Origin of the sequence: Pseudomonas moraviensis subsp. stanleyae, assembly GCF_036283065.1 — a bacterium.
Lineage (GTDB): Bacteria > Pseudomonadota > Gammaproteobacteria > Pseudomonadales > Pseudomonadaceae > Aquipseudomonas > Aquipseudomonas stanleyae.
On record NZ_JAADJI010000013.1, the window covers coordinates 63,906 to 83,483 of the forward strand.

At 57.3% G+C, this 19,578-nt stretch carries 18 protein-coding genes and 4 tRNA genes; 16 read left to right on the forward strand and 6 right to left on the reverse strand.

The genetic code is table 11. The features are described from left to right. Positions 1–78 precede the first annotated feature (78 nt). Together GXB78_RS22980 and GXB78_RS22985 are read left to right on the forward strand one after the other, a co-directional pair. Positions 79–321 (forward strand): hypothetical protein, encoded by a 243-nt coding sequence (locus tag GXB78_RS22980; protein ID WP_042609160.1) that lies wholly within the window; start codon positions 79–81, stop codon positions 319–321. Between the two features lie 29 nt (positions 322–350). Further along, complete coding sequence (locus tag GXB78_RS22985; RefSeq protein WP_203418679.1) at positions 351–1,100, forward strand: TerC family protein; 750 nt, start codon at positions 351–353, stop codon at positions 1,098–1,100. A gap of 247 nt (positions 1,101–1,347) precedes the next feature. On the opposite strand, the gene GXB78_RS22990 is transcribed toward GXB78_RS22985, so the two are convergent. Beyond that, on the reverse strand, positions 1,348–1,515 hold the full coding sequence (locus tag GXB78_RS22990) for a hypothetical protein (protein WP_252880512.1): 168 nt from the start codon (positions 1,513–1,515) through the stop codon (positions 1,348–1,350). A gap of 234 nt (positions 1,516–1,749) precedes the next feature. Here GXB78_RS22990 and GXB78_RS22995 point away from each other — a divergent pair, with 234 nt between their 5' ends. The 3 genes from GXB78_RS22995 to GXB78_RS23005 all read left to right on the forward strand — a co-directional run bounded on the left by GXB78_RS22995 (position 1,750) and on the right by GXB78_RS23005 (position 2,937). After that, the gene (locus GXB78_RS22995; protein WP_329517227.1) at positions 1,750–2,421 is read left to right on the forward strand and encodes a peptidase C39 family protein; all 672 of its coding nucleotides are present in this window, start codon (positions 1,750–1,752) and stop codon (positions 2,419–2,421) included. Between the two features lie 90 nt (positions 2,422–2,511). Beyond that, entirely contained in the window at positions 2,512–2,718 is a 207-nt protein-coding gene (locus GXB78_RS23000; protein ID WP_329517139.1) for a DUF6021 family protein, read from the forward strand. Positions 2,719–2,730: 12 nt separating this feature from the next. Beyond that, positions 2,731–2,937, forward strand: coding sequence for a hypothetical protein (locus GXB78_RS23005; RefSeq protein ID WP_329517140.1), 207 nt, complete (start codon positions 2,731–2,733; stop codon positions 2,935–2,937). Between the two features lie 54 nt (positions 2,938–2,991). Here the strand turns inward: GXB78_RS23005 and pbpG are convergent, their stop codons facing one another. The 4 genes from pbpG to folD all read right to left on the reverse strand — a co-directional run bounded on the left by pbpG (position 2,992) and on the right by folD (position 6,802). Continuing rightward, entirely contained in the window at positions 2,992–3,930 is a 939-nt protein-coding gene (gene pbpG, locus GXB78_RS23010; protein ID WP_042609165.1) for a D-alanyl-D-alanine endopeptidase, read from the reverse strand. A 300-nt stretch (positions 3,931–4,230) separates the two neighbouring features. Next, a complete protein-coding gene (locus GXB78_RS23015) occupies positions 4,231–5,136 on the reverse strand; it encodes a hypothetical protein (RefSeq protein ID WP_329517141.1) in 906 nt (301 codons plus the stop codon). After that, on the reverse strand, positions 5,123–5,722 hold the full coding sequence (locus GXB78_RS23020) for a DUF6932 family protein (protein WP_329517142.1): 600 nt from the start codon (positions 5,720–5,722) through the stop codon (positions 5,123–5,125). The genes GXB78_RS23015 and GXB78_RS23020 overlap by 14 nt, the downstream gene beginning before the upstream one ends. A 225-nt stretch (positions 5,723–5,947) precedes the next feature. Further along, the gene (gene folD, locus GXB78_RS23025) at positions 5,948–6,802 is read right to left on the reverse strand and encodes a bifunctional methylenetetrahydrofolate dehydrogenase/methenyltetrahydrofolate cyclohydrolase FolD (protein WP_016775338.1); all 855 of its coding nucleotides are present in this window, start codon (positions 6,800–6,802) and stop codon (positions 5,948–5,950) included. A gap of 275 nt (positions 6,803–7,077) precedes the next feature. Between folD and GXB78_RS23030 the strand changes: the two genes are divergently transcribed. From GXB78_RS23030 to GXB78_RS23075, 10 genes are all read left to right on the forward strand, one after another. Beyond that, positions 7,078–7,154 (forward strand) — tRNA-Arg (locus GXB78_RS23030). A gap of 32 nt (positions 7,155–7,186) precedes the next feature. Beyond that, positions 7,187–7,262: transfer RNA gene (locus tag GXB78_RS23035), tRNA-His, on the forward strand. Positions 7,263–7,319: 57 nt separating this feature from the next. Next, positions 7,320–7,404, forward strand: a tRNA-Leu gene (locus GXB78_RS23040). Positions 7,405–7,481: 77 nt separating this feature from the next. Beyond that, positions 7,482–7,557: transfer RNA gene (locus GXB78_RS23045), tRNA-His, on the forward strand. Positions 7,558–7,958: 401 nt separating this feature from the next. Next, positions 7,959–9,269: a trigger factor gene (gene tig, locus GXB78_RS23050; RefSeq protein WP_016775337.1), complete on the forward strand. Its 1,311-nt coding sequence runs from the start codon at positions 7,959–7,961 to the stop codon at positions 9,267–9,269. A gap of 92 nt (positions 9,270–9,361) precedes the next feature. Further along, the gene (gene clpP, locus GXB78_RS23055) at positions 9,362–9,997 is read left to right on the forward strand and encodes an ATP-dependent Clp endopeptidase proteolytic subunit ClpP (RefSeq protein ID WP_016775336.1); all 636 of its coding nucleotides are present in this window, start codon (positions 9,362–9,364) and stop codon (positions 9,995–9,997) included. Positions 9,998–10,109: 112 nt separating this feature from the next. Further along, positions 10,110–11,393, forward strand: a complete 1,284-nt coding sequence (clpX, locus tag GXB78_RS23060; RefSeq protein WP_016775335.1) for an ATP-dependent Clp protease ATP-binding subunit ClpX — start codon at positions 10,110–10,112, stop codon at positions 11,391–11,393. A 163-nt stretch (positions 11,394–11,556) separates the two neighbouring features. Next, complete coding sequence (gene lon / locus GXB78_RS23065) at positions 11,557–13,953, forward strand: endopeptidase La (protein WP_016775334.1); 2,397 nt, start codon at positions 11,557–11,559, stop codon at positions 13,951–13,953. A gap of 149 nt (positions 13,954–14,102) precedes the next feature. Then, positions 14,103–14,375 (forward strand): HU family DNA-binding protein, encoded by a 273-nt coding sequence (locus GXB78_RS23070; protein ID WP_003183171.1) that lies wholly within the window; start codon positions 14,103–14,105, stop codon positions 14,373–14,375. Between the two features lie 227 nt (positions 14,376–14,602). Further along, positions 14,603–16,474 carry a SurA N-terminal domain-containing protein gene (locus GXB78_RS23075; protein ID WP_329517143.1) on the forward strand — a complete coding sequence of 624 codons (1,872 nt, stop codon included), beginning with the start codon at positions 14,603–14,605 and terminating at the stop codon, positions 16,472–16,474. A gap of 839 nt (positions 16,475–17,313) precedes the next feature. Here the strand turns inward: GXB78_RS23075 and GXB78_RS23080 are convergent. Beyond that, a complete protein-coding gene (locus GXB78_RS23080; protein ID WP_329517144.1) occupies positions 17,314–18,519 on the reverse strand; it encodes an MFS transporter in 1,206 nt (401 codons plus the stop codon). A 120-nt stretch (positions 18,520–18,639) separates the two neighbouring features. Between GXB78_RS23080 and GXB78_RS23085 the strand changes: the two genes are divergently transcribed. After that, positions 18,640–19,539 carry a LysR family transcriptional regulator gene (locus GXB78_RS23085; protein WP_329517145.1) on the forward strand — a complete coding sequence of 300 codons (900 nt, stop codon included), beginning with the start codon at positions 18,640–18,642 and terminating at the stop codon, positions 19,537–19,539. The last annotated feature ends 39 nt before the right edge of the window (positions 19,540–19,578 follow it).

The window sequence follows — 19,578 nt, forward strand, 5'->3', positions numbered from 1 at the left end:
TGAACTGTTCATCTCCCTAGAATGCCCAGCCATCGACGGCCGGTGTGTGCGCCTGTCTGTTCATTCGAAGGAAACCTTATGAAATACACATTCCCCGCGTTGATGTTTGCGTCTTTACTGGTTCTGGCCGGTTGTGATCAGGCCGAAAAAAGCGCTCAACAATTGATGGGCGCGGCGGCTGAAACCGCCAAGCAAGCGATCGACGACACCCACAAGGCCGCCGAGCAAGCGCTCAGCGATGCCACTGGTGGCTTGATCCAGAAAAAAGAAACACCGGAAAAACAAGCGGAAGAATCCGAATCTTCCTCCAAGACCATCTGAACCGTCTTACACAGAGTCAGGACTGACCCATGGAATATCTGTTAGAACTCGCCGCCAGCCCCACCGCTTGGGTTGCTTTGGCCACATTGGTGGTGATGGAAATCGTGCTCGGCATCGATAACCTGATCTTTATCTCGATCCTGACCAACAAGCTGCCCGAACAGCATCGGCAGAAAGCGCGTCGTATCGGTATCGGCATGGCCCTGATTCTGCGCCTCGCGCTGTTGAGCACCATCGCCTTCATCGTTCAGTTGACCGAACCTGTGATCGAAATCCTCGGCCAGGCGTTCTCCTGGAAGGACATGATCCTCATCGCCGGTGGTCTGTTCCTGGTCTGGAAAGCCACGACCGAGATTCATCACAGCATGGACCCGGCGCCGGAAGATCCGAAGACCGCGACGTCGACCGTGACCCTGGGTTTTGCCGCAGCTATCGGTCAGATCCTGATGCTCGACATGGTGTTCTCGATCGACAGCATCATTACCGCTGTCGGCATGACCGAACACTTGCCGATCATGATCATCGCGGTGGTGGTGTCGGTACTGGTGATGCTGCTCGCGGCTGACCCGCTGGCCAAGTTCATCAACGACAACCCGACCGTGGTCATGCTGGCGCTGGGCTTCCTGATCATGATCGGTATGACGCTGATCGCCGAAGGCTTTGGCGCCCATGTACCGAAAGGTTATGTGTACGCGGCCATGGCGTTCTCGGCCGGTATCGAGGTGTTGAACATGATGTCGCGCCGGGCGAAGCAGAAGAAGGTCGCTCAGCAGGCGTAATGGTTGACCACACAAAAACCGCCTGGGCTTGTTGAGTCCAGGCGGTTTTTTTTCGCATCGATAATGGCGGTGTGTTCTGGATCTCACCCCTCACCCCAGCCCTCTCCCGAGGGAGAGGGAGCCGATTGGGGGGCTTGTCAAAATCCTGGAGTTCGGCTCGATGATTCAGGTCGGCGTAATTCAAAAGAACCACCCGGTCAGTTCCCTTTCCCTCCGGGATAGGGCCAGGGTGAGGGGCTCTTGATCTTCAGTGCGCAGCAATGTGTCGTACGGAATGCTTTTCTGTCTTCTCAACCGGTGGCGTCTGCACCGGATGATGATGCCGCCGGGAAATCCGCAACACGCCCCACAACATGGCAGTCGCCACGGCCAGCCAGCCGGCTATCAACATCACGATGGTCATGGTCAGGCTCATTGGTGCCTCCTCTTCGCCCTGCGTCGGGCGCTCTCTTTTCGCAATTCGCTCTATTTCAGTGACAGTCTAGTCAATGGGGTGTTTCAAGCTATTGACCAAAGGTCGTTAGTGACCAATCACTTTGCTCTATGTAATCACGGTGTCTGCGGTTTAAGGCTATACCGCGAGCAGGTGCGGCTCTATGATCGCTGGCGTTGCCGGAACACGATGACCGGCGTCTGGAAGAGAGTGATGATGGTGCAGGTATTTTCTCGAGTGCGTGGAGCGCTGCTGGTCGCCGTCTGCGTGGCGGCGCTTAACGGATGCGCAGGTAATGTGGCGCCGGAACTCAAACGCCTGCCGGAGCGTGTTGAGCTCAGCGGCACTTTTTATCGCGGCGAAGCCAACCAGAGTGGGCCGCAGGTGCTGGCCAGTCTTTTGTCGCAACAAGGCATCGTCATCACCCCGGGCCTTCTGGAAAAACCGCTGCACTTGCCGGGCGCTGAGGACAGGCTGCAGCAGAACATGCAGAACCTTGCTCGCGAATACGGCTTGATGGTCTATCCGCTCGACGCCAGGCTGCCAGCCTTGTTAACCCAGGTCGCTGCGGGTTATCCAGTCATGGTGCGGGTCAGTGAAGGTTCGGCATTCTGGGCTGAACCGCGTTACGCGATCCTCTCCGGCTACGACCGCAATAAGCAGAAGGTCCTGCTGCGCGCCGGCATGAATCGTCGGCAATTGATGGATTTTGGCAGCTTCGAGTCGGCGTTCGACAAGTCCGGTGGCTGGGCGATTCTGATCCAGAAGCCGTCGCAGATTCCGGCCGCTGTAGACCGTGCCCGTTGGTTGAAAGCCGCCGATGAACTGGCCCAGGCCGGTGAAGAAAGCGCCGCGGCGCAGGCGAGGAAAGCTCTCGCGGCGCAATAACGCTCCGTTCGTCATCTGCCGGGCACGACTGCGCCCGGCGGGCCTCAGAAGATCAGTACCCGTGCTTCGCGGGTGAATCAAGGAGGCAACATGGCAGATTCCCCTACCCCGAAAGGTCCGCATTCGTCCGAACATTCCTCAGGCGATGATCTGGGATTCGATCCGGATTCGCCGGACCTTGACGATCCGCAAGTCGATCCGGTCGGGCCGGCGAAGGCGCCGCTGGATGTCGAGCCCGGTGAAGATCCGAAGAAACCGGCCAAGCCCTACGACCCGTTGGGCGATCTGAAACCTTGATGTGAGGTGCGTATGAGTACCGATTCAAGTTTTGATGACCACAAACCTGACAGCGTCCCGACCACGCCGGAGCCAGAAGTTGATCCGGTGCTGGATCCGGACAGCCCGATGCGCGACCCGCTGGCGCGGCCAAATGTGCTGACGCCGGACGTGTCGCCAGATCCGAGCTCGGGCGATGGCATCCCCGATGACGATAAGATGCCGCTGCCCAACGACTGAGGCGCAGACGAAAAAAAGCCCCGAAGATTCGGGGCTTTTTCTTGCGCGCTGGATCTACTTCGCCGCTTCGACCACGCCGCTCTGCCGGCTCTTGAGGTTCTTGTCGGCTTTGTATTGCTGCGCCACCGCAGGAACATTGGCGCTGCGCCCGGTTTCCACCCAGCTGCGGATACGGCTGGCATCGGCAAAATGCGTGTACTTGCCGAACGCATCGAGAATCACCAGGGCGACCGGACGGTTGCCCATCTTCGTCACCAGCACCAGGCAATGGCCCGCCGGGTTGGTGAAGCCGGTCTTGGTGATCTTGATGTCCCAATCGGCCTTGTTGACCAAATGATCGGTGTTGCGAAAGCCCAGGGTGTAGTTGGGCTTGCGGAACGCCACGGTCTTTTCCTTGGTGGTCGTCAGTTGCACGAGTAACGGCTGCTTGTGCGCAGCCACCAGCAATTTGCTCAGGTCGCGAGCGGTGGAAACGTTGCGCTCCGACAGGCCGGTCGGCTCAACGAAGTGCGTGCTGGTCATGCCCAGCGCCTTGGCCTTGGCGTTCATCGCCGCGATAAAAGCGGCATAACCGCCCGGATAGTGATGGGCGAGGCTCGCGGCGGCGCGGTTTTCCGAAGACATCAAGGCGATCAGCAGCATCTCGCGGCGCGGCAGCTCACTCTTGAGTTTGACCCGGGAGAACACACCCTTCATTTCCGGAGTGTTCCTGATATCGACATCGATCCATTCGTCCATGTTCTGTCGAGCTTCCACCACCACCAGGCCAGTCATCAGCTTGCTGACAGAAGCGATCGGTACGATCACGTCAGGGTTGCTGGAATAAATGACTTTATTGGTCTGCATATCCATGAGCAGGGCGCTGCCGGACGCGATCTTCAAGGTCGAAGCATCACGTGGGACAGCGGTGGTTTCCGCAGCGTTGATCGTTGGCGTGATGAATGTGCCTGTAACAGCAAAAAACAGGCTCAGAATCGAGAGACGAATTTTCACGCGGGCGAACTCTAAAAGGTTGGATATACCGTTAGTTTGTAACGGGTTATTTCTTAAAACCGGCGCATTTTAGGAGTATGGCTGAAGAACTGTCGATGGTTGTTTGAACGACCTGAAAATCTCGTGAAAAGGCCTGTAAAAAGAGCGGTTTCCGGCGAACGGTTGAAGTTTTTTCTCAGGCATGAAAAACCCTGCACAAGGCGGGGTTCTTCTCTTGCCGAAAAAACCACTCAGACGTGCAGGGTTTCTGCCGCGTACAGGGTGTTTTCCAGCAGACAGGCGCGGATCATCGGGCCGAATCTAGCCCCAAGGAAGCGCTTTGAGCGTATACCTGGGATTGCTCGAACCTATCCTCCTTGCAGTGACCCGAATACTCACTTCGGTGTAGAGGTGGTCGTTGATGAGATTTGGACCCTCAACTTCGGATGAAACTCTCCCGTGTAAAACCTCACCACCGGTAGTCTTGAACTCGAAAATCCGTTTATCAGGCAAGACGCCGACAAACGAACCTGTAAAAGTCTCGTCTTCTTCTTTTATGTTGTCTCTGCTGAGCCGCGCTTTGCTGCGGCGCACCTGTTCAACATCAGAAAACTGAAACCGACGGGTACTGGTCGCCACTCCGCACGACGCATCATTTTCGGATAGCTCGTTGAGAAAATCCGATACGGCCGCTATTGCTCTGTCAGCCAAACGGGAAACTGGTTCGGATAGCTCCTCGTCACTTTTTGTCGTCGTCGCTTCGAGCAACTCTGCGAGAATTTCGATTGCTTGCGATACCGGCGTCGTGCCCTCTATATCAAGCTGCTTGTCCGCCGGTATTTCTTCAAGCTCGAACCCAAAGGAACCGCGAGCTGGTCCGGTAATTAAAAGCTGATTGGCTAACCTGTTCGGGATAGGGCCTTTATCTGCCAGTGAGCCTGACAGCGATGCGGCGATGGCTGTTATCGCGACGCTGAATGCCTGGGTAGCGGAAGCACCAAATTCAGCAAGTACGCCATGGGTGCCCCAGACAGGTGCGCCGCGGTAAGTCAACCGGACCTTAGCGGGCCGATAGGCGTGTTTGCCATTATCTTCCAGGAACGACCGCGCCTGCTCTATCCGTGCCTGTATCGACATCTGGGTGAGCTTGCTGATGCCTGGAGCGGCAGCTTGTTTTTCAAGAAAGCCGAGCTCTGCGGCTTTATGGGCATATTCAGATCTGTCCATCTTCTAGCTCCTGCCGACGTATTGCGAGCAAGGTCTTTGCAGCTTCATCCTCTACAGGCGAAAGATCAACTCGCAAAAAACCCTTCCATTGTCCGGTGCGCCTGTGGGACCACATGCTGTACCAATAAGTCGTCATGGCTACCAATGATTCGGCTGGATCAGTCAACGATTGGATATAGAAGTCGATCTTGAATGCTTTCTTAAGGTGAACCCGGTCGCCACCAAGAAGCTTGACCGCATCATCCCCGAGTGCGTCAAAAAGAGCGTCGCCAGCATCAGTGAAAGTAACAACATCAATATCTCGAGGAGCCCGGTGTTCAAGCATTTCGATGTCTTCGGTAAAGCTTCCATCCAGCCATTGAAATCCGCTGTCCATACCCATTTTGTGAAGCTCTGAGCGATGAGCTAGATATCCTGCGAAAATATCACACCGGTCTGGACTGGTGGCGAACCTGTCGACCATCTGCTCAAGGCTCGCATGATAGGGAGCCCGGTCAGACCCTGTTGGGTCGTTGATATTGATGGGAGGTAAAACTCCCTCAGCATTCCATTGTGGGATCAAACCATCCTCCTTGCATTCCTTCATCGACAGCCAGGCCTGGAAATGCGCTAAGTCTCATGGCGGGGCGTTGGCACTGACTTGTCAACATACGCGTGATGGGCAGACTCTCAAATGGTGGAATTGCTACAACACGTTGAATTGCAGATAGGCTGATTTTTTCATTGGCATTGCAAAATGAAGATGCGCAGTTTTTTCAGTCGAAACAAAAACCCCGCACGAGGCGGGGTTTCGGTGGTGCGAAAAAACCACTCAGACGTGCAGGGTTTCTGCCGCGTATAGGGTGTTTTCCAGCAGACAGGCGCGGGTCATCGGGCCGACGCCGCCCGGTACCGGGGTGATCCAGCCGGCGCGGGGCAGGGCGGTTTCGTAGACGACGTCGCCGACCAGTTTGCCGTCGTCCTGGCGGTTGATGCCGACGTCGATCACGATCGCGCCTTCCTTGATCCACTCGCCCTTGACCAGGCCCGGCTTGCCAGCGGCAACGACCACTAGATCGGCACGGCCGACGTGGCCGGCCAGATCCTTGGTGAAGCGGTGGGTCACGGTGACGGTGCAGCCGGCCAGCAACAATTCCATGGCCATCGGGCGACCGACGATATTGGAGGCGCCGACGACCACAGCGTCCATCCCGTAAAGGTCAGCACCGGTGCTTTCGAGCAGGGTCATGATGCCTTTCGGTGTGCACGGACGCAGCAGTGGGATGCGCTGGGCCAGGCGACCGACGTTGTACGGGTGGAAACCGTCGACGTCTTTGTCCGGGCGGATGCGTTCCAGCAGTTTGGAAGCATCGAGGTGTTCGGGCAGAGGCAACTGCAGGAGAACGCCGTCGATGGCCGGGTCGTCATTGAGGCGATCGATCAGATCGGTCAGGGCGTCCTGAGTGGTGTCGGAGGGCAGGTCGTAGGCTTGAGAGAGGAAGCCAACCTCTTCACAGTCTTTACGCTTGTGCGAGACATAAACCTGAGAGGCAGGATCGCTGCCGACCAGGATCACCGCGAGGCCGGGGGTGCGCAGGCCTTGCTGGCGACGCTCGGCAACTCGTTGGGCGATCTGCTGGCGCAGGCTGGCGGCGATCGATTTGCCGTCGATTAGTTGTGCAGTCATTGCGCGTGATTAACCATCGAGAGGGGAAAAAATGAGAACGCATTCTCGCATGTCGAGCGGTGAGGGCAAAGGCGCTTGGTCAGCAAATTCCGCTAACTCCTTTAATTAAATGAATTTTTTTCAAAAAGGATTTGACGACCTTTGGAGCCCTCTATACTATTCGTCGCACTTGTCGGGCACAGCCTAGCACTGGTTAAGAAGGTGAAGTGGAATCAAGGTTCTGTGACACTGGAAAGCACTTAGTTTGTAGTCCTTTAAGAGTACAGATTAACAAGGCGCCCGTAGCTCAGCTGGATAGAGCATCCGCCTTCTAAGCGGATGGTCGCAGGTTCGAGTCCTGCCGGGTGCGCCATTAGGCAGCTTTGGCACAAGTAACGCGATATGGTGGGCGTAGCTCAGTTGGTAGAGCACGGGATTGTGACTCCCGTTGTCGTGGGTTCGATCCCCATCGTCCACCCCATATTTCGAAAGGCGCCAGATTTAACGGTCTGGCGCCTTTGCTTTAAAAGCTTCATCCGCGGATGTGGTGGAATTGGTAGACACACTGGATTTAGGTTCCAGCGCCGCGAGGCGTAAGAGTTCGAGTCTCTTCATCCGCACCAAATAAAGCTTCATCTGTGCCTCGGGCCTGATGAGGTTTCGACAAAGAAGTTGTTTGGCTTTTTTGTTACGCAATATGGTGGGCGTAGCTCAGTTGGTAGAGCACGGGATTGTGACTCCCGTTGTCGTGGGTTCGATCCCCATCGTCCACCCCATATTCCGAAAGGCGCCAGATTTAACAGTCTGGCGCCTTTTTTGTTTTAGCGGTTCTGAAATCCGGCCATGGCCGGTTTCGCGTAGTGGGGCAGGGCACTTCATCGCATTCGCAGGTTCCGATGAGGCTGAGCTGCTCATTGTTCCGGTATTGCCGGAATGGCTGTCAGGGGTTAACCGATTGTCGCTTCTATATATAGAAGCGTTGAAACAGAGCCCTGACCTGATCGCTTGTATTCGCCTGTGGAGTGCACGGCATTCGTGCGGCGCTCCCTATAAATTGCCTGCTGTTTTTTTACCCGTTTCCAGTAGGGTGACTTCTTGAGTTTGACCCACTAGAATGCATGCCCTTGATTCTGGGGTCGGAAACGGCCGGCTAACGTCTGTGCAACGAGGAATATCCATGCAAGTTTCTGTTGAAAATACTACTGCTCTCGAGCGCCGCATGAGCGTCACCGTGCCGGCAGAGCGCATCGAGACTCAGGTCAACAAGCGTCTGCAGCAGACTGCCCAAAAGGCCAAAATTGCTGGCTTCCGTCCAGGCAAAGTGCCAATGAGCGAAATCAAGCGCCGTTTCGGTGCTGATGCGCGTCAGGAAGCTGTAGGCGACGTCATCCAGTCTTCCTTCTACGAAGCTGTGGTCGAGCAGAAGCTCAACCCTGCCGGTTCGCCTTCGATCGAGCCAAAGTCGCTCGAAGCGGGCAAGGATCTGGAATACGTTGCTGTGTTCGAAGTGTTCCCTGAGTTCACCGTTGCCGGTTTCGAAGGCATCACCGTTGAGCGTCTGAGCGCTGAAGTGGCTGACGCTGACCTGGACAAGATGCTCGACATCCTGCGCAAGCAGAACACCCGTTTTGAAGTGGCCGACCGTGCCGCCCAGAACGAAGACCAACTGAACATCGATTTCGTTGGCAAGGTTGACGGCGAAGTGTTCGCTGGCGGTTCCGCCAAGGGTACTCAGCTGGTGCTGGGTTCCGGCCGCATGATCCCGGGTTTCGAAGAAGGCCTGGTTGGCGCAAAAGCTGGCGAAGAGCGCGTTCTGAACCTGACCTTCCCTGAGGACTATCAGAACCTGGACCTGGCTGGCAAGACCGCCGAGTTCACCGTGACCGTCAATACTGTGTCCGAGCCTAAGCTGCCTGAGCTGAACGAAGAGTTCTTCGCTCAATTCGGCATCAAGGAAAGCGGCATCGACGGTTTCCGCACCGAAGTTCGCAAGAACATGGAGCGTGAACTGCGTCAGGCAATCAAATCCAAGGTCAAGAATCAGGTAATGGACGGTCTGCTGGCCACCAACCCGATCGAAGTGCCAAAGGCTCTGCTGTCCAACGAAGTTGACCGTCTGCGCGTGCAGGCTGTTCAGCAGTTCGGCGGCAACATCAAGCCGGACCAACTGCCGGCCGAGCTGTTCGAAGAGCAAGCCAAGCGTCGCGTCGTACTGGGCCTGATCGTTGCTGAAGTGGTCAAGCAGTTCGACCTCAAGCCTGACGAAGCTCGCGTTCGCGAAATGATTCAGGAAATGGCTTCCGCTTACCAGGAGCCAGAGCAGGTTGTGTCGTGGTACTACAAAAACGAGCAGCAACTGAACGAAGTGCGTTCGGTTGTGCTGGAAGAGCAAGTTGTGGATACTGTTCTGCAGAAAGCTAGTGTGACCGACAAATCGGTCTCCTACGAAGAAGCAGTCAAGCCGGTAGAAGCTCCAGCAGCCGACTGATTGATTTTGCGTTAGAAGTGCACACCATAAGCCAGCTCTCGAGCTGGCTTATGCGTATTCAAGACATAACTATTTGGGAGCGACTGCAGAGCATGTTCCGTAATTCTTATATTCAGCAGAACTCTGATATCCAGGCCGCTGGCGGCCTGGTCCCGATGGTTGTCGAGCAGTCCGCTCGTGGCGAACGCGCCTACGACATCTACTCGCGCCTGCTCAAGGAGCGAGTGATCTTTCTGGTAGGCCCGGTAGAGGACTACATGGCCAACCTGATCTGTGCGCAACTGCTGTTCCTTGAAGCGGAAAACCCGGACAAGGACATCCATCTGTACATCAACTCGCCGGGCGGTTCGGTGACTGCAGGCATGTCGATCTACGACACCATGCAGTTCATCAAGCCGAACGTGTCGACCACCTGCATCGGTCAGGCCTGCAGCATGGGCGCATTCCTGCTCACCGCAGGTGCACCGGGCAAGCGTTTCTGCCTGCCAAACTCGCGCGTGATGATTCACCAGCCACTGGGTGGTTTCCAGGGCCAGGCGTCGGACATCGAAATCCACGCCAAGGAAATCCTCTTCATCCGCGAGCGTCTGAACATGCTGATGGCCAAGCACAGCGGCCGTACTCTGGAAGAAATCGAGCGCGATACCAATCGCGACAACTTCATGAGTGCCGAAGCTGCGAAGGAATACGGCCTGATCGACGAAGTGATCAACCAGCGTCCAGCTTAATATAAGCAGCGCAAAACAGGCCTGATCGGCATGTCCGATCAGCGGCGGGCTTGAAAAAGCCCGCAATAGCCTTCATCTTGTGTTGCAAGCCTATCGGATTTGGATCGAACGAATGACTGACACCCGCAACGGCGAGGACAACGGCAAGCTGCTCTATTGCTCCTTCTGTGGCAAAAGCCAGCATGAAGTGCGCAAATTGATTGCCGGCCCCTCGGTCTTTATCTGCGACGAGTGCGTCGACCTGTGCAATGACATCATCCGCGAGGAGGTGCAGGAAGCACAGGCCGAAAGCAGCGCGCATAAATTGCCTTCGCCTAAAGAAATCAGCGGCATCCTTGACCAGTACGTCATTGGTCAGGAGCGTGCGAAAAAGGTTTTGGCCGTAGCGGTGTACAACCACTACAAGCGCCTGAACCAGCGTGACAAAAAGGCTGACGATGTCGAACTCGGCAAAAGCAACATCCTGCTGATCGGCCCGACAGGCTCTGGTAAAACCCTGCTGGCCGAAACACTGGCCCGCTTGCTGAACGTTCCGTTCACCATCGCCGACGCAACCACCCTCACCGAGGCCGGTTACGTGGGTGAAGACGTCGAGAACATCATTCAGAAGTTGCTGCAGAAGTGCGATTACGACGTAGAGAAAGCCCAGATGGGCATTGTCTACATCGACGAAATCGACAAGATTTCCCGCAAGTCCGACAACCCGTCGATCACCCGCGATGTCTCCGGTGAAGGCGTGCAGCAGGCCTTGCTCAAGTTGATCGAAGGCACGGTCGCTTCGGTTCCGCCGCAAGGTGGTCGCAAGCATCCGCAGCAGGAATTCCTGCAGGTCGACACCCGTAACATCCTGTTCATCTGCGGCGGTGCGTTCTCTGGCCTGGAAAAGGTCATTCAGAACCGTTCCACCAAAGGCGGCATCGGCTTCAACGCCGAAGTGCGCAGCAAGGAAGAAGGCAAGAAAGTCGGTGAATCCCTGCGTGAAGTCGAGCCTGACGATCTGGTCAAGTTCGGTCTGATCCCGGAATTCGTCGGTCGTCTGCCGGTCCTGGCGACACTGGACGAGCTCGATGAGGCTGCGCTGATGCAGATTCTCACCGAGCCGAAAAATGCTCTGACCAAACAGTATGCCAAGCTGTTCGAGATGGAAGGCGTGGATCTGGAATTCCGTTCCGACGCGCTGAAATCGGTCGCCAAGCGCGCTCTGGAACGTAAAACCGGTGCTCGTGGCCTGCGCTCGATTCTCGAAGGTGTGCTGCTCGACACGATGTATGAAATCCCCTCGCAGTCCGAGGTGAGCAAAGTCGTGATCGATGAAAGCGTGATCGAAGGCAAGTCCAAGCCACTGTATATCTACGAAAACAGTGAGCCGACGGCCAAGGCAGCGCCGGACGCGTAAGCGTCCACCGCGCTGCAGCAAAGAAGGGGCCTTCGGGCCTCTTTTTTTTTAAGTCGTTTTTTACCTCCGCTTTACGCTTGTTTTTTTTCGAGGCAGCCCCCATCTTGGTTTCAAGCTTAATTCCATCTGATTACGGCCATATGGCCGCCGTAGAGGCGAAATCATGAAGACAACCATCGAATTGCCTCTCCTGCCATTGCGTGATGTCGTGGTTTATCCGCACATGGTTATCCCGCTGTTCGTGGGGCGCGAGAAATCCATCGAAGCCCTCGAGGCCGCGATGACGGGTGACAAGCAGATTCTGCTGCTGGCCCAGAGAAACCCGGCTGACGATGATCCCGGTGAAGACGCTCTCTATCGCGTAGGTACGATTGCCACGGTTCTGCAGCTGCTGAAGCTGCCTGATGGCACGGTCAAGGTTCTGGTTGAAGGTGAGCAGCGTGGCACCGTCGAACGCTTCAGCGAAGTTGATGGCCACTGCCGCGCCGAAGTCTCTTTGATTGAAGAAGTCGACGCCGCTGAGCGCGAGTCGGAAGTCTTCGTGCGCACGCTGCTGTCGCAGTTCGAACAATATGTGCAGTTGGGCAAGAAAGTCCCGGCTGAAGTCCTGTCGTCGCTCAACAGCATTGATGAGCCGGGTCGTCTGGTCGACACCATGGCCGCGCACATGGCGTTGAAAATCGAGCAGAAGCAGGAAATCCTCGAGATCATCGATCTGTCAGCCCGTGTCGAACATGTGCTGGCGCTGCTGGATGCCGAGATCGACCTGCTGCAGGTCGAGAAACGCATTCGCGGTCGCGTCAAGAAGCAGATGGAGCGCAGCCAGCGCGAGTACTACCTGAACGAGCAGATGAAGGCCATTCAGAAAGAGCTTGGCGACGGTGACGAAGGTCACAACGAAATCGAAGAGCTGAAAAAGCGCATCGACGCTGCCGGCCTGCCGAAAGACGCACTGGCCAAAGCCACCGCCGAGCTGAACAAGCTCAAGCAGATGTCGCCGATGTCGGCTGAAGCCACCGTGGTGCGCTCGTACATCGACTGGCTGGTGCAAGTGCCGTGGAAGGCGCAGAGCAAGGTTCGCCTTGATCTGGCCCGTGCAGAAGACATTCTCGACGCCGATCACTACGGTCTCGAAGAGGTCAAGGAACGCATCCTTGAATACCTCGCTGTGCAAAAACGCGTGAAGAAAATCCGCGGCCCGGTGTTGTGCCTGGTCGGTCCTCCAGGCGTGGGCAAAACCTCGCTGGCAGAATCGATTGCTCATGCCACCAACCGCAAATTCGTGCGCATGGCCCTGGGTGGCGTGCGTGACGAAGCGGAAATCCGCGGTCACCGCCGGACCTACATCGGTTCGATGCCGGGAAGATTGATTCAAAAGATGACAAAAGTGGGCGTCCGCAACCCGCTGTTCCTGCTCGATGAAATCGACAAGATGGGCAGCGACATGCGTGGCGATCCGGCATCGGCGTTGCTGGAAGTGCTCGATCCGGAGCAGAACCACAACTTCAACGATCACTATCTGGAAGTCGATTACGACCTGTCCGATGTGATGTTCCTGTGCACCTCGAACTCGATGAACATCCCGCCAGCACTGCTGGACCGGATGGAAGTCATCCGTCTGCCGGGTTACACCGAAGACGAGAAGATCAACATCGCCGTTAAATACCTCTCGCCAAAACAGATCGCCGCCAATGGTCTGAAGAAGGGCGAGCTGGAGTTCGACGAGGAAGCGATCCGCGACATCATCCGTTACTACACCCGTGAAGCGGGTGTGCGGGGCCTCGAACGGCAGATTGCCAAGGTCTGCCGCAAGGCAGTCAAAGAGCATGCGCTGGAAAAACGCTTCTCGGTGAAAGTGACAGCTGATCTGCTCGAGCATTTCCTTGGCGTGCGCAAGTTCCGCTACGGTCTGGCCGAGCAGCAGGATCAGGTGGGGCAGGTGACTGGCCTGGCGTGGACCCAGGTCGGCGGCGAATTGCTGACCATCGAAGCTGCAGTGATTCCGGGCAAGGGGCAACTGATCAAGACCGGTTCGCTCGGTGATGTGATGGTCGAATCGATCACTGCCGCACAAACCGTTGTGCGCAGCCGGGCGAAAAGCCTGGGCATTCCGCTGGACTTCCACGAGAAGCGCGACACCCACATCCACATGCCGGAAGGGGCAACGCCGAAAGACGGCCCTAGCGCTGGCGTGGGTATGTGCACCGCGCTGGTTTCGGCGTTGACCGGCATTCCGGTGCGTGCCGATGTCGCCATGACCGGTGAGATCACCTTGCGTGGTCAGGTGCTGGCAATTGGCGGTCTGAAAGAAAAACTGCTGGCGGCACATCGCGGCGGAATCAAGATTGTGATTATTCCGGAAGAAAACGTCCGTGATCTGAAGGAGATTCCTGACAATATCAAGCAGGATCTGCAGATCAAACCGGTTAAATGGATTGACGAGGTCCTGCAAATTGCGCTGCAATACGCGCCGGAGCCCTTGCCGGATGTGGCTCCGGAGATAGTTGCCAAGGACGAAAAACGCGAGTCTGATGCCAAGGAAAGAATTAGCACGCATTAATACGTTTTAGCTGGGGGGGCTTTCCTTGACAGCATTTTAGAGCCCTTGTTATAAAGCGGCTCTTAAGTGTCTGTAGGCCATTCAGCACTCGTTTTTGCTTTCACCAAAAAACTTAGAAACATCTCAAAATAGATATAAGGGGACTTAGAGTGAACAAGTCGGAACTGATTGATGCTATCGCTGCATCCGCTGATATCCCGAAAGCTGCTGCTGGCCGTGCGCTGGACGCTGTAATCGAATCCGTCACTGGCGCTCTGAAGGCTGGCGACTCCGTTGTTCTGGTTGGTTTCGGTACTTTCTCCGTGACTGACCGTCCGGCTCGTACCGGCCGCAACCCGCAAACCGGCAAGACTCTGGAAATCCCGGCTGCCAAGAAGCCAGGTTTCAAAGCCGGTAAAGCACTGAAAGAAGCTGTTAACTGAGTTTTCAGGTTTTTACCCATCCGGGTCGGGGTCAAGCCTGACTTGGCAGCGGAGCGGTAGAGCAGGTGGCTGGAACAGGCACCTGTAACGCCGGGATCGAGGGTTCGAGCCCTGTCCGCTCCGCCAGTTACGAGAAGGCGCATCCTCGGATGCGCCTTTCTTCTATCCGGATTCTACCCACGCTCCACGGTTGCCTAAATTGAAGTTCAACCGTTTCTGGGGGACGCATGCTGCAGAATATCAGGGACAATTCACAAGGCTGGATTGCCAAGACCATTATCGGGGTCATCGTTGCACTGATGGCCCTGACCGGTTTCGATGCCATTTTCCAGGCCACGACTCACAAGAACGAGGCGGCCAAGGTCAATGGTGACGAAATCAGCCAGAACGAGCTGAGCCAGGCCGTTGACATGCAACGCCGTCAGCTGATGCAACAGTTGGGCAAGGACTTCGATGCTTCCTTGCTCGACGAAAAAATGCTGCGCGAATCGGCTCTCAAAGGCCTGATCGACCGCAAGCTGCTGCTGCAAGGCGCTGAACAGGCGAAGTTCTCCTTCTCCGAAGCTGCGCTGGATCAGGTGATCCTGCAGACGCCTGAATTCCAGGTCGACGGCAAGTTCAGCTCCGAGCGTTTCGACCAGGTGATCCGTCAGCTGGGTTACAGCCGCATGCAGTTTCGCCAGATGCTGGCTCAGGAAATGCTGATCGGCCAGTTGCGCGCCGGTGTTGCCGGCAGCGGTTTCGTCACCGACGCCGAAGTGCTGGCATTCGCCCGTCTGGAAAAGCAGACCCGCGATTTCGCCACCCTGAACGTCAAGGCCGACCCGGCTGCGGTCAAGCTGACCGATGACGAGGTCAAGGCTTACTACGACGAACACGCCAAGGAATTCATGACGCCGGATCAGGTGATCATCGATTACGTCGAGCTGAAGAAGTCGTCGTTCTTCGATCAGGTCTCGGTCAAGGACGAAGACCTCGAGGCGGCGTATCAGAAAGAGATCGCCAACCTCTCGGAACAGCGTCGTGCCGCGCACATCCTCATCGAAGTGAATGACAAGACCACCGAAGCGCAGGCCAAGGCGAAGATCGACGAAGTCCAGGCGCGCCTGGCCAAGGGTGAGAAGTTCGAAGCGCTGGCCAAGGAGTTCTCGCAGGATCCGGGCTCTGCCAACAATGGCGGTGACCTCGGTTATGCCGGTCCTGGTGTATACGATCCGGCTTTCGAAAAGGCTCTGTACTCGCTGTCGAAAGACCAGGTGTCCGAGCCGATTCGTACCGACTTCGGTTACCACCTGATCAAGCTGCTGGGCGTGGAAGCGCCTGAAGTGCCGACCCTGGCCAGCCTGAAAGACAAGCTGACCCGCGAATTGAAAGCCGCTCAGGTCGAGCAGCGTTTCGTCGAGGCGACCAAGCAACTGGAAGACTCGGCATTCGAAGCGTCTGACCTGGCGCAGCCAGCAGCGGATCTGAAACTGACCGTGCACACTTCCAAGCCGTTCGGCCGTGAAGGTGGCGAAGGTGTTGCGGCCAACCGTGCCGTGGTCACTGCTGCGTTCAGCCCGGAAGTGATTGATGAAGGTGCCAACAGCACCGCCATCGAACTGGACCCGGAGACCGTGATCGTGTTGCGCGCCAAGGAGCATCTGAAGCCTGCGCAACTGCCGCTGGAAAGTGTGAGCGCGGCAATCCGTACTCAGATGACTAAGGAACACGCGAGTGCCGAAGCCAAGACTCGCGCAGAGAAGCTGATTGCTGATCTGCGCGACGGCAAGGCGCCATTGGACAAGGCCATCGCCGGGCAGAACTGGAAGGTCACCGAAGCGGCCACCCGTGGTCAGGAAGGGGTTGATCCGGCTGTACTGCAGGCGTTGTTCCGTATGCCGAAGCCGGCTGTCAAGGACAAGCCGACGTTCTCCAGCGTTACCTTGCCGGACGGTAGTCTGATGATTGTGCGCCTGAACAGCGTCAATGAAGCGGCTGCGCCTACTGATGAAGAGAAGGCGCAATATCGTCGTTTCCTCGCTTCCCGTGAGGGGCAGCAGGACTTTGCGGCTTATCGCAAGCAGTTGGAAGCTGAGGCGAAGATCGAGCGGTTCTGATCTTTTGACTGACGTTTGAAGGAGCCCCGGCCTGTTGGTCGGGGCTTTTTTTTTTGTGCCTTTGGCGGCCTTTGGGCCGGCCATGCTCTTGGGGTTTTGGGTGAATATCCGTTGCTGCGGTAACGGCTTCTTATGGTTCCGCCCTTACGGCGGGTCACTTTTGCAGACGCCCAAAAGTAACCAAAACGCTTTGCCCTGACGTTCGGCCCGCTCGCTTGGGCTCGGGGTTCCTTCGCTACGGGATCAATCCGGGCGCAGCGTCTCCGGTTTGCTCCGCTGCACCTCCTCCCGCTGTGTACGACTGCGTCGTACGGTCGCTGCGCTCCCACGCCCGGATCAATCCCTCCACTCAGCCTGCCGACGGGCTCCGAGATCAAGATCAAGAGCGGTACTCGAGCTTGCGCTCATTGTGGAGTGGGGCGGCTTCGCCGCGGGCAGCTGCGCTGCTTTGCTTTTCTGTGCGAGCCTGCTCGCGAAGGCGGCCTGCTGGGCAACGAATTACTATCGAATTCACGCGATCCAACTGTAGGAGCTGCCGAAGGCTGCGATCTTTTGCTTTTGCTTTTCTGTGGGAGCGAGCCTGCTCGCGAAGGCGGCCTGCTGGGCAACGAATTACTATCGAATTCACGCGATCCAACTGGAGCTGCCGAAGGCTGCGATCTTTTGTTTTTGCTTTTCTGTGTGCGAGCCTGCTCGCGAAGGCGGCCTGACAGCCGACCTGATTTCTCCAGATGTACACCGCCCCCTTGTAGGAGCGAGCCTGCTCGCGATGGCGACATGCCTGGCAACCAATCTCCTGCAGGTCGCACAGATCGAGGCGTGTCATTTTCTAAAAGGTTTCAACGCCGCGATGGAAACCCATGCCCCTTGGCCATTACCACCGCATACAACGTCAACACCAGCAACCCCGCAACAAACCACGGAAATGCTCCGACCCCGACATTCCCCATCATCAATCCGCCCGCCAGTCCGCCGCCGGCAATACCGACATTCCAGAGTGTCACCAGCATCGATTGTGCTGTGTCGGCGGCTTGGGAGGCGGTTTTCGCTGAGGCGGTTTGCAGGAGCGAGGGCATCGCGCCGAATGCCAGTCCCCAGACGATAACGGCTGCGTAAACCACGCCGGGCGAGGCGCGCCACAGCGCCAGGGCTATCGCCGCGAGCAGGAACAGTGCCGCACTCCCCAGTACCAGCTCACGCAACCAGCGATCGATCAGGCTGCCGACGATCCACAGGCTCAGCACTGACGCCAGGCCGAACGCCAAGAGTACGCGATCAATGTCCGAAGCCAGACCGGAGGGTTGCAGGAACGGTGCGATGTAGGTGTACAGAAGGTTATGCGCCACGACGTAGGACAAGGTTACAAACAGTACCGATCGTATGCCGGGCAGGGTGAATACCTGACGCAAGGGCAGGCGTTTTCCTTCCGGTTCGCCGGCGAAGTCCGGGACTCGCAGGTGCACCCAGATCACCAGCGCTATGGTCAGCGCGGTCATGATGGCAAAGCTCAGGCGCCAGCCGACTATCGTGCCCAGCAGCGTCCCGGCGGGTATGCCGAGGGATAGCGCCAGGGGCGCGCCGAGCATGGCGACGGTGATGGCGCGGCCTTGCAGATGGGGCGCGACCATGCGGCTGGCGTAGCCGGCCAGGAGTGCCCAGAGCAGGCCGGCGAAGATGCCGGCGATGAAACGTGCGCTCATGGTCAGCCAGTACAGCTCGGACACGGCAGTGATGCTGTTGGCCACGGCGAAGCCGGCGATCGCGGTCAACAGCAATGGTTTGCGGCGCCAGCCGCGGGTGGCGATGGTCAGCGGGATCGCTGCGAGCATTGAGCCCACGGCGTAAAGCGTGACCAATTGCCCGATGAGGGCTTGGGATACGTTCAGGCCGGCGCTCATTTGCGGCAGCAAGCCCGCAGGCATCGCTTCGGTCATGACGGTGATGAAACCTGCCGTGGCCAGCGCCAGCAGCGCGCCATAGGGCAGGATCTGGTGGGTAGCAGTTGGCCCGGCAAGCGCCGAGGAAGTGACGTGTGCGTCGGTCATGTTGCTGCGTCCCTATCATGGTCAATGTCGATAAACACAGGGTAGGGCGCTGCGTATTGCGGAAAAACAGGTTAGGGTTCCGAACATATCGGACACGGATGTCGCTAATCGGAGGTGTCAATGGATAGCCTGGGCAGCATCTCGGTATTTGTGCAGGTCGCCGAGACTCGCAGTTTCACTGAAGCCGGCCGCTTGCAAGGGGTGTCATCGTCGGCGATCGGCAAGAGCATTGCGCGGCTGGAAGCGCGGCTTGGTGTGCGCTTGTTCAATCGCAGCACTCGCAGCATCACCCTGACCTCGGAAGGCGCGTTGTTTCTCGAGCGTTGCCGCCGGATTCTGACGGAGGTGGAGGCGGCGGAGTTCGAGCTGTGCAATGCCACCTCGGCGCCCCACGGTCGGTTGCGCATCAGCCTGCCGCAGGTGCACGAGCTGGTCATGCCGGTGATGACCGAATTCATGGTGTTGTACCCCCACATCGAACTGGATCTGGACCTCAGCGACCGCATGGTCGATGTCATCGATGAGGGTTTCGACGCCGTGATTCGCACCGGCAAACCCAAGGATTCACGGCTGATGGCGCGGCCGCTGGGCGAGTTTCATCTGGTGCTGGTGGCGAGCCCCGAGTATCTGCAACAGCGGGGCGAACCGCACACGCCGGGCGATCTGGCCGATCACGCCTGTTTGCGCCACACCTTCCATGCTACCGGCAAACTGGAAGCCTGGCCGTTGCGCCGCGCGGAGGGGGCGCCGGAAGCGATATTGCCGCTGCGTCTGCTCAGTACCTCGATCGAGGCGGTGCAGCATGCAGTGCTGGCCGGGATGGGCATCGCCTGTCTGCCGGATTTCATGGTGCGCGAAGCGGTGCGCCACGGTCGTTTGTGCCGGGTACTTGATGAGCATGTCGAGCACGCCGGACAGTTCTGGGTATTGTGGCCGTCGAGTCGGCAGGCTACGGCGAAATTGCGCGCACTGATCGATCATTTGTCGGCGCGGCTTTTTCCTCGCGGCCATGACCGGTAAAGTTGTAACCGATTCTTGACACTATTCCATGCGCCGTGG

Excerpts from the sequence above, each read along its gene's own strand:
- GXB78_RS22990 (WP_252880512.1), bottom strand. The coding sequence starts at position 1,515 with ATGAGCCTGACCATGACCATCGTGATGTTGATAGCCGGCTGGCTGGCC.
- GXB78_RS23005 (WP_329517140.1), top strand. The coding sequence starts at position 2,731 with ATGAGTACCGATTCAAGTTTTGATGACCACAAACCTGACAGCGTCCCG.
- clpX (WP_016775335.1), top strand. The coding sequence starts at position 10,110 with ATGACTGACACCCGCAACGGCGAGGACAACGGCAAGCTGCTCTATTGC.
- GXB78_RS23015 (WP_329517141.1), bottom strand. The coding sequence starts at position 5,136 with ATGGACAGATCTGAATATGCCCATAAAGCCGCAGAGCTCGGCTTTCTT.
- tig (WP_016775337.1), top strand. The coding sequence starts at position 7,959 with ATGCAAGTTTCTGTTGAAAATACTACTGCTCTCGAGCGCCGCATGAGC.
- GXB78_RS23020 (WP_329517142.1), bottom strand. The coding sequence starts at position 5,722 with ATGAAGGAATGCAAGGAGGATGGTTTGATCCCACAATGGAATGCTGAG.
- folD (WP_016775338.1), bottom strand. The coding sequence starts at position 6,802 with ATGACTGCACAACTAATCGACGGCAAATCGATCGCCGCCAGCCTGCGC.
- clpP (WP_016775336.1), top strand. The coding sequence starts at position 9,362 with ATGTTCCGTAATTCTTATATTCAGCAGAACTCTGATATCCAGGCCGCT.
- lon (WP_016775334.1), top strand. The coding sequence starts at position 11,557 with ATGAAGACAACCATCGAATTGCCTCTCCTGCCATTGCGTGATGTCGTG.
- GXB78_RS23085 (WP_329517145.1), top strand. The coding sequence starts at position 18,640 with ATGGATAGCCTGGGCAGCATCTCGGTATTTGTGCAGGTCGCCGAGACT.
- GXB78_RS23080 (WP_329517144.1), bottom strand. The coding sequence starts at position 18,519 with ATGACCGACGCACACGTCACTTCCTCGGCGCTTGCCGGGCCAACTGCT.
- GXB78_RS23000 (WP_329517139.1), top strand. The coding sequence starts at position 2,512 with ATGGCAGATTCCCCTACCCCGAAAGGTCCGCATTCGTCCGAACATTCC.
- GXB78_RS22995 (WP_329517227.1), top strand. The coding sequence starts at position 1,750 with ATGGTGCAGGTATTTTCTCGAGTGCGTGGAGCGCTGCTGGTCGCCGTC.
- GXB78_RS22980 (WP_042609160.1), top strand. The coding sequence starts at position 79 with ATGAAATACACATTCCCCGCGTTGATGTTTGCGTCTTTACTGGTTCTG.
- GXB78_RS23075 (WP_329517143.1), top strand. The coding sequence starts at position 14,603 with ATGCTGCAGAATATCAGGGACAATTCACAAGGCTGGATTGCCAAGACC.
- GXB78_RS22985 (WP_203418679.1), top strand. The coding sequence starts at position 351 with ATGGAATATCTGTTAGAACTCGCCGCCAGCCCCACCGCTTGGGTTGCT.